Annotated in this window: 7 protein-coding genes and 1 pseudogene; all 8 read left to right on the top strand. The window is 62.3% G+C overall.

Features of this window, described 5'->3' with window-relative positions; genetic code table 11:
* Positions 1-70: 70 nt before the first annotated feature.
* Positions 71-706: an organomercurial lyase gene (gene merB / locus ACLP9N_RS20425; protein WP_442409122.1), complete on the top strand. Its 636-nt coding sequence runs from the start codon at positions 71-73 to the stop codon at positions 704-706.
* A gap of 212 nt (positions 707-918) precedes the next feature.
* Positions 919-2,154 (top strand): alkane 1-monooxygenase, encoded by a 1,236-nt coding sequence (locus tag ACLP9N_RS20420; protein ID WP_442409121.1) that lies wholly within the window; start codon positions 919-921, stop codon positions 2,152-2,154.
* A 192-nt stretch (positions 2,155-2,346) separates the two neighbouring features.
* Positions 2,347-2,832: a hypothetical protein gene (locus ACLP9N_RS20415; protein WP_442409120.1), complete on the top strand. Its 486-nt coding sequence runs from the start codon at positions 2,347-2,349 to the stop codon at positions 2,830-2,832.
* A gap of 285 nt (positions 2,833-3,117) precedes the next feature.
* Positions 3,118-3,528 carry a hypothetical protein gene (locus tag ACLP9N_RS20410; protein WP_442409119.1) on the top strand — a complete coding sequence of 137 codons (411 nt, stop codon included), beginning with the start codon at positions 3,118-3,120 and terminating at the stop codon, positions 3,526-3,528.
* A gap of 68 nt (positions 3,529-3,596) precedes the next feature.
* Positions 3,597-4,532 carry a hypothetical protein gene (locus tag ACLP9N_RS20405; RefSeq protein ID WP_442409118.1) on the top strand — a complete coding sequence of 312 codons (936 nt, stop codon included), beginning with the start codon at positions 3,597-3,599 and terminating at the stop codon, positions 4,530-4,532.
* A gap of 280 nt (positions 4,533-4,812) precedes the next feature.
* The gene (locus ACLP9N_RS20400) at positions 4,813-5,247 is read left to right on the top strand and encodes a hypothetical protein (protein ID WP_442409117.1); all 435 of its coding nucleotides are present in this window, start codon (positions 4,813-4,815) and stop codon (positions 5,245-5,247) included.
* Positions 5,248-5,559: 312 nt separating this feature from the next.
* Positions 5,560-6,569 (top strand): annotated as a pseudogene (locus ACLP9N_RS20395) (IS256 family transposase).
* 949 nt (positions 6,570-7,518) lie between these two features.
* Positions 7,519-7,729 (top strand): hypothetical protein (locus tag ACLP9N_RS20390; protein ID WP_442409116.1); only part of this gene is annotated, 211 nt, incomplete at its 3' end.

The raw sequence follows: 7,729 nt of genomic DNA, 5'->3' as shown, positions 1-7,729 counted from the left end.
CTCCGCAACACATTCTCGACGCACTACGCCCCTCTAGGTCCAATTCAACTGACAGTCAATGGAGTAGTTAATGCCCGATCAGTCGGACGCCCCCCAGTCGGTCGCAGCCTCAGCCGAGCAGCTGCCGCCCGCAATCCGAGAACTCCACCGAGCCGTGTTGCGCGGCTTCCGTGATAGCGGCCAAGTCCATCGCGACGATCTGCGCCCGACCGCTGCCGCGCTCGGCGTCGACCTCGACGATGCGCTGCACCAACTTGGCAGCGCCGACCTCGTGCACAGCGCACCCGATGGACAAATCGAGGTCGCCTACCCTTTCTCACGCCGATTCACTGGCCACACCGTCCACCTCACCGGCCACCCTCCGGTTGCAGCAATGTGCGCGATCGATGCGCTGGGCGTCCCGTTGATGACCGGCACCGACGGCGTTATCGACTCAGCCGACCCCGACACCGGGACACCGATCCGCATCCACCGCCACAGCGACGAATGGACATGGCAACCCGCCACCGCCGTCGTCGTCATAGCACAAACCGACTGCTCCGGAACCCTGGCCGATACCCTCTGCGGATCGATCACCTTCCACACTGACCAGCAATACGCGCATTCGCACCTCGACAACCATCCCGAATTGCACGGCCACATCATCGGCCAGGCCGACGCGATCTCCCCGGCCGACTGCGCCTTCCGAGGCTTGCTTGCCAGCTGACCGATTGACCAACACCTGCCCCAACACATGTCAGGGGGCCAACACACTGAGCCTGTGTCCCCGCACCGCAGTCTCGAAACAGACGAGATACGAGGCTCTCAAAACTCTGTATCGGAATCACCGTGAACGCCGACGGCTCCTCGTGGAGTGTCCGACCGCCTATCCTTAGATTAAACTCTGCTCGCTGGTGAGTCTCAGAGAGGGTTTAGATTGTGGCGTCGAACGTCGATGCTGATTCTTCGCCGGGGTCGACGGCTGCCGGGCAGTGGCGTGACAAGAAGCGCTACCTGTATCTAATAGGTTTGACCGGCCCGACGGCTCTGTTCTCGGTGCTGCCTGTGATCTGTGCCATGAATCAGCTGGGGTGGCAGACGGCTTCGCAGGCGCTGTTCTGGATGAACCCGGTACTGCTTTACGTGGTGTTGCCGCTGCTGGACCTGCGGTATGGGCCGGACGGGCAGAATCCGCCCGATGAAGTGATGGGCTGGCTCGCAGAAAAGCGCTACTACCGGTATTGCATCTACGCCTACATTCCGTGCCAGTACGCCAGCGTGGTGTTCGGGGCCTACCTGTTCACCACCGACAACGTCAGCTGGCTTGGTTTCGCCGGGTCACTAAGCTGCGCGTCGAAGATCGGGGTGGCGCTGTCGGTGGGAGTGCTCGGCGGGGTCGGCATGAACGTTGCGCACGAGCTCGGGCACAAGAAGTACGCGCTAGAGCGCTGGCTGTCGAAGATCACGCTGGCCCAGACCTGCTACGGCCATTTCTTCGTCGCGCACAACCGCGGCCACCATGTGCGGGTGGCGACGCCCGAGGACCCCGCCAGCGCGCGGATGGGTGAGAGCCTGTGGGCGTTTTTGCCGCGCAGTATCTGGGGCAGCCTGCGCTCGTCGTGGCACTTGGAGGCCGAGCGGATGCGGCGTCTGAACGAGCGCGTGTTCATTATCCGCAATAACGTGCTCAACGCGTGGCTGATGTCGGTGGTGCTGTGGGGGTTGTTGCTGGCGATCTTCGGTCGGGGCCTAATTCCGTTCATTCTGATCCAGGCGGTCTTCGGGTTCGTGCTGTTGGAGAGCGTGAACTACTTGACACACTATGGGCTTCTTCGGCAGAAGACGCCCCGCCGCCGCTACGAGCGCTGCACGCTGGAGCACAGCTGGAATTCTGAGTACCTGGTGTCCAATATCGTCGTGTACCAACTGCAGCGGCACAGCGACCACCACGTCAACCCCGCGCGCCGCTACCAGGTGCTGCGCAGCTTCGACGGCGCGCCGAATCTGCCAAGCGGCTTCGCGAGCATGATCTGTCTGGCGTATTTCCCGCCGCTGTGGCGTCGCGTGATGGACCGTCGCGTGCTGGCGCACTACGGTGGCGATGTCACGAAGGCGAACCTTCACCCGGCCAAACGGGAGAAGCTGCTTGCCCAGTACGGGCGAGCGGCCGCGTAAGCGCCCACCAGTGCCGGATATTCGAACACATGTGCTGATTGTGGTGGTGGGGTGTGCCGACAAGTGTGGAGTGTCATAGGCCCTTCGGGCGGGTGCCCATGACGCCTTCGGCTGCGAGGCGCTCAAGCTCGCCGTCGGTCAGGCCACACAGCGAGGTCAGCACCTCACGATTGTGCTCGCCCAGTGTCGGAGGTGGGCGGAACAGCCAGCTGCTGGCACCGTCGCCTTCTGGCCGAGCTCAGCGACGTGTTCCTGCGCCGGGGACACATCCTGGGCGATTTACCGCTCGTCGATGTCTACTTGGCACGTGAGAGGGCTCGGCGTGGAGATCGCGATGACGCCATACCGCTCATCCGCGCCGACATCGACCATCTTTTTCGCGACGGACAGCTGCTGGCGCATGGCATTGCTGCGACCGGTGTTCTGGTGCAGACACTGCTCGACCGCGGGACCGAGAGTGACGTGGTCGACGCCGAGGCCGCGATCGAGCGGTTGGCGGCCGCGCCAGCCGACGACGGTTTGGCTGTGCGCGACATCTGGTTGCTGCGGCTGCGGGCTCTACTGGCGCGGGCTCACGGCGATACCGCGACTTACGCGCACCTCAGGGACCGCTACCGCGACACGGCCAGAAGCTTTGGCTACGAGGGGCACATCGACTGGGCTGAGGCCATGCCCTAAGCGGCGGGGCAGCAAGAGCCTGCCCAAACCGTCTCGAAACAGACGAGATACGAGGCTCTCAAAACTCTGTGGCGGAATCACCGTGAACGCCGATGGGCCCCCTCGTGGAAGGGGCCAACCGCCTATCCTTTAAGGCCCTGGACTACCTTGCATCGGTTCTTATGTGAGTTAGCACCGGCCCAGTGAATGACGATTCCGCACCCAGGACGAGTGACGCATAATTGCACAAGCAGTCCCGCGCAGATCATCAACTCGTCGCCGCCCTAAATAAGACGGGATCGTTTCGTGATAGCTCTGGGCCTCTCCGACCGACGGGCGGTTCATTTGGCCAGCTTCGTCACCGAGACCGCACTCGTCGGGCTCGTGGCCGCTGTGATCACGGCCGTCTGCACCGCAGCACCCGCCCGAGCCGCAACCGGCACGCTCGACGTGACCTTCCAGGGCTCCGGCGGGCCTAATCCCTACATCCCTTCCAACGTCGGTGGCCGAATACTCGCATGGAACGGTGACACCATCTGTTTGACCATCACCCTGCCTGCCAACGCCGACGGCTTCAGCGCGGCCAATCACACCAATCAGCCAATCGCCGTTTACGGCGGGAGCGATTGTCAGGGGACTTTGCTCAACTACATCGGGGTCGGGGCGACAAGCATGGGCGGTTCCAACCGCACCTTCAGCTTTCAACCGAACGGCTAACCCGGGACTGTCGCTTGCCGTGGAAGATACGCTTGACCCGTCCACCATCAAGGGCGGATGGGAATGGCATGGCGGACGGATCTCATCGGTCGGTGGAGAGGTATACGCTGCCGCGCAGCGCGATCCCTGATACGGACCTGGGGGAGATCCTCAGTTCCGATCCGTTGTCGCGAACACTTACTGGTGCGGCTGAGGGCGTTCCTATCGCGCTGCACCGAGGCGCTAATCCTCGCTTGTCGTTGCGCACAATGCTGCGACCGGGGCAGCTGTTTATGTTCAAGATTGGCTGGCTGTATGCACAGGACGAACAGCTGACCGACGCGCAAAAGTATTTTGAAGCAGCGAGGATCGCCGGGAAGTTCGCCGTGTCGGCGCTCGCGGATCAGGCCGGACCATTCAAGGACGTCATCGAGAAGCTTGGCGACCGCGCCCTTGAGTCACGTCCGTCGGATGCACCCATCGAAACTGCCGTTGCTTACGTCGACATGTTGACAAAGAGGGGCACTGTTGTCATGGCCGGGGTCAACCTCGTGGAGGTCGACCATCAGGTGGATCCGGCGCGGCTCTTCGCAAGGGAGCGCCATCGGCTCATCGTCACCCATGACCGCCCCAGCGGTGGGCGGGCGACGTATTCGCTGAAGAGCAGTGGTGAGGCCGTATCTCTTCTGGTGAAGCGTTCGCTCGAGACACGTTGGTGGGGGGAACTCACATACTTGCTTCAGAAGGTGAAGAATGATCGCCTCGACACCGAGGCGATCGCCGAGCAGATTAAGAGCGGCTATCTCAGGCGTTATGGCGATGACGTCGGAACGCACCTCAGCGAACTGTTCGCGGACTACCAGAATGCATGCGACGTTGCCATCGATCAGCAGGGGTTTGGGTTGCGCGAGCAGGCAGCAGCGATGCTGGCCGAACTCGCTCCGATGATTCCGTACTACGAGGCGATTCCGACGCTAGCCTCAGCTCTGGCCAGCCTCCGGGAAGTTGCGGGTGACCCGCGCTAGTGGCAACCGCGCTGCTTGACCCCTACATCCACACCGGTCCCTAACCACGCGCACACGAAGGGATTCTGCCCGCACTCGGTAATGGCGGCCCTGTCTTGAAACAGACGAAATACGAGAGTCTCAAAACTCTGTGTCGGAATCATTGTGAGCGCCACCGAATAGCAACAGCGGCAAAATGAGGTAAGGGTCATCGCGTGGCTGAGATGATGAGTCTGTGGTAATTCAGAGGGATTCAGCGGTTGCTCTTGACAGCGGCTCAACCGTGGGCTCGATCGCCACCATGGACAGCGTCGCAGTAGCGGGATCGGTTGCGACTACGGGCAGTATCGCGGTAGCCGGGTCGGTCGCCACCATGGACAGCGTCGCAGTAGCGGGATCGGTTGCGACTACGGGCAGTATCGCGGTAGCCGGGTCGGTCGCCACCGCGGGCAGCGTCGCGGTAGCGGGCTCCGCAGCGACCGCGGGCAGCGTCGCGGTAGCGGGCTCCGCAGCGACCGCGGGCAGCGTCGCGGTAGTTGGCAGTCTGTTGACTGTCTTGTGTCTTCTTATGCGGGATTGCGTGGCGTGCGTGGCATGCATTGCTTGCACCCGCTGCGTTGCCTGTATTGGCTGCGTGCGCTGCATCGACTGTGTAGGGTGCATCGGTTGCGTGAACTGTTCGGGACTACGCAATGTGAAGGGCGCCCGCAACCTTGGGGATGGGTCCGCCGCCTGAGTGATCGCAGCGACTACGCCCCTGCAAAGCCAGGCTAAAGAGCATAAAGCTCGTGGCTCTATCCGGCCGTTTGAAACAGCGCGGAGAAGCACCTCGGGAGGGCCGCAGTTCTCGTCGTTGACGAAGACCCATACCTCTTGCTCTGCGCGGCCGCCTTATGAGGAACCGTGCCGCGACTTGCGGACCAAAGGGTCTGATAATGGCAGGTTAGCGGTAACGGGTTAGGACCCCGTGATGCCGGATCCGGTTGCGTCCACCAAGGTGGTGTACGAGTCCAGGCCTGGTTCGTGAGGGCTGGCGTGTCGTAGCCGAATGATTGAGGGTCATCGCGTGATTCTTCGAGAGACCGACCAAAGTCACTCGAGCAAAGGAATCAACACGATGACCACTGCCCACGATATCGACTGGCCACAGGTGTTGGCCGAACGACTCACGACCACCCATCCCGATGTGCTGCGCGAGCTGCAGTCGACGTTCATCCACACCTTGATGGGCGCCGAGGCCGACGCCCTGTGCGGCGCGGGCTACGGCGAGCGCAGCACCGAGCGCACCAATCAACGCAACGGGTACCGGGCCCGCCAATTCGACACCCGTACAGGGTCTTTGGATTTGGCGATCCCAAGCTGCGGCACGGGTCCTATTTCCCGGACTGGCTGCTGGAGCGCCACAAACGTGCGGAGCGGGCGCTGACCACAGTGGTGGCCACCTGCTATCTGCTCGGGGTGTCGACGCGGCGGATGGACAAGCTCGTCGAGACGCTAGGAATCACCAGTCTGTCGAAGTCGCAGGTCTCGGTGATGGCCAAAGAACTCGACACCGCCGTGGAGGCGTTCCGCACCCGACCGCTGGACGCTGGTCCGTACACGTTCGTCGCCGCTGACGCCCTGGTCCTCAAGGTGCGCGAAACCGGTCGTGTGGTCAACGTGCACGCGCTGATCGCCGTCGGGGTCAACGCCGAGGGATACCGCGAAATCCTGGGCATCGACGTCACCACCGCAGAGGACGGGGCCGGCTGGCTAACGTTCCTACGCTCCCTGACGGCCAGAGGGCTCTCAGGGGTCCGATTGGTGACCTCTGATGCCCATGCCGGGCTGCTCGCCGCGATCGGCGCCACCCTGCCGGGAGCGTCGTGGCAGCGGTGCCGCACCCATTACGCGACGAATTTAATGGCGGTCACCCCGAAGTCCTCCTGGCCGTGGGTGCGCACGCTGCTGCACTCGGTCTACGACCAACCTGACGCTGATTCCGTTTCCGCGCAATATGATCGGATCATCGACGCATTGTCGGACAAGCTCTCCAGGGTCGGCGGATCTCTTTATTGAGGCGTTCCTGGGGAGCAAACGGAAGCGGCGAAACCGAATCACAGCCTGATAACAACGGGGCCATATGCTAGGGTCAGAAACCATCTCTGAACTGCAAGAACGCTCGTGCCCCCGGCAGGATTCGAACCTGCGGAGTCTCGTCTCGCTGGGGTGTGCCTTACATCAGTGACCGTGCCACCAGGTAACTGTTGATTCTGCTAGCCGCTGGCCCGCGCCCAGAATGTCTTGAGAAGGTCCTTTGACCAGGACCGCCGGATACAGTTCAATCCTGACCGGGGGCTTGAGCTGGTCTGGCTATGATCGCCGGTCATGTCTGATCAACTACCGGCGCTGGCGACGCCTGTCGAAGTAGCCGAGTATCTCCACACCACCACCGCTTCGCTGGCCCAGGATCGTTACCGGGGGACTGGCCCGAAGTTCATCAAGCGCGGCAATAGGGTGCTCTACCGGGTGGTCCGACGTCTTGGAATGGTTAGAACGCAACACATTTCAACGCACCGACGATCCGAGACGGCAGCGGTGAGTGACGCCGTCGACCAACTCGCCCAGGCACTGCGCGACCTCATCAACGAAGCCGTGCAGGCAGCCGTCGAGCGGGAGCGCGCAATACCGCCGCCTGAACGTCCCAAGGTGCCAGACGAAGGGTTTGATCTGTGTCCGTGGTGCAACAAGAAAGATATGCGGCACCTCATGCCGGTCAAAGAAGCCCGGCAGCAGCTACGCGGCATCTCCCACCACTTTCTACGCGCCGGTCAAGAAAGGCGAACAATCGCTCGTTTAGGTCGGCCGCCGCTCGTTCGTCCACTCGGAAGAACTCGACGATTCCTCAGGAGAAAGCGATATGACGCTTCCGGTCGAACGGAAACTGCCGGGTGAGCCCATCCCACACGAACGCCATCTTCGCAGGTAGAACCACTGACGCAAGCAAGCGTCCTGGTAAGGTTAATTCATGGGTGGCGACTTTATCGAGATCCGGATAACCCACCCCTGGGAATTCATCCAACCGGCGCCCGAGGCCGTCCGCCCGCGGCTACTGGACTGGCAGGTTGACGCCAAGGGTAGGCACGTCGCCTGGCGTTACCGGATAACCCGCTACGAGCAGGACGGCCAACCGAGGTGGTGGTTGGACGGGACCGGCCAGCACCCGTGGACCAGCGACG

The organism is Mycobacterium sp. (genome assembly GCF_052144515.1).
In the GTDB taxonomy this organism is placed as follows: Bacteria; Actinomycetota; Actinomycetes; order Mycobacteriales; family Mycobacteriaceae; genus Mycobacterium.
The sequence above is the reverse complement of the archived record's forward strand: the minus strand, read 5'-3'. Positions and strand labels throughout refer to the sequence as shown.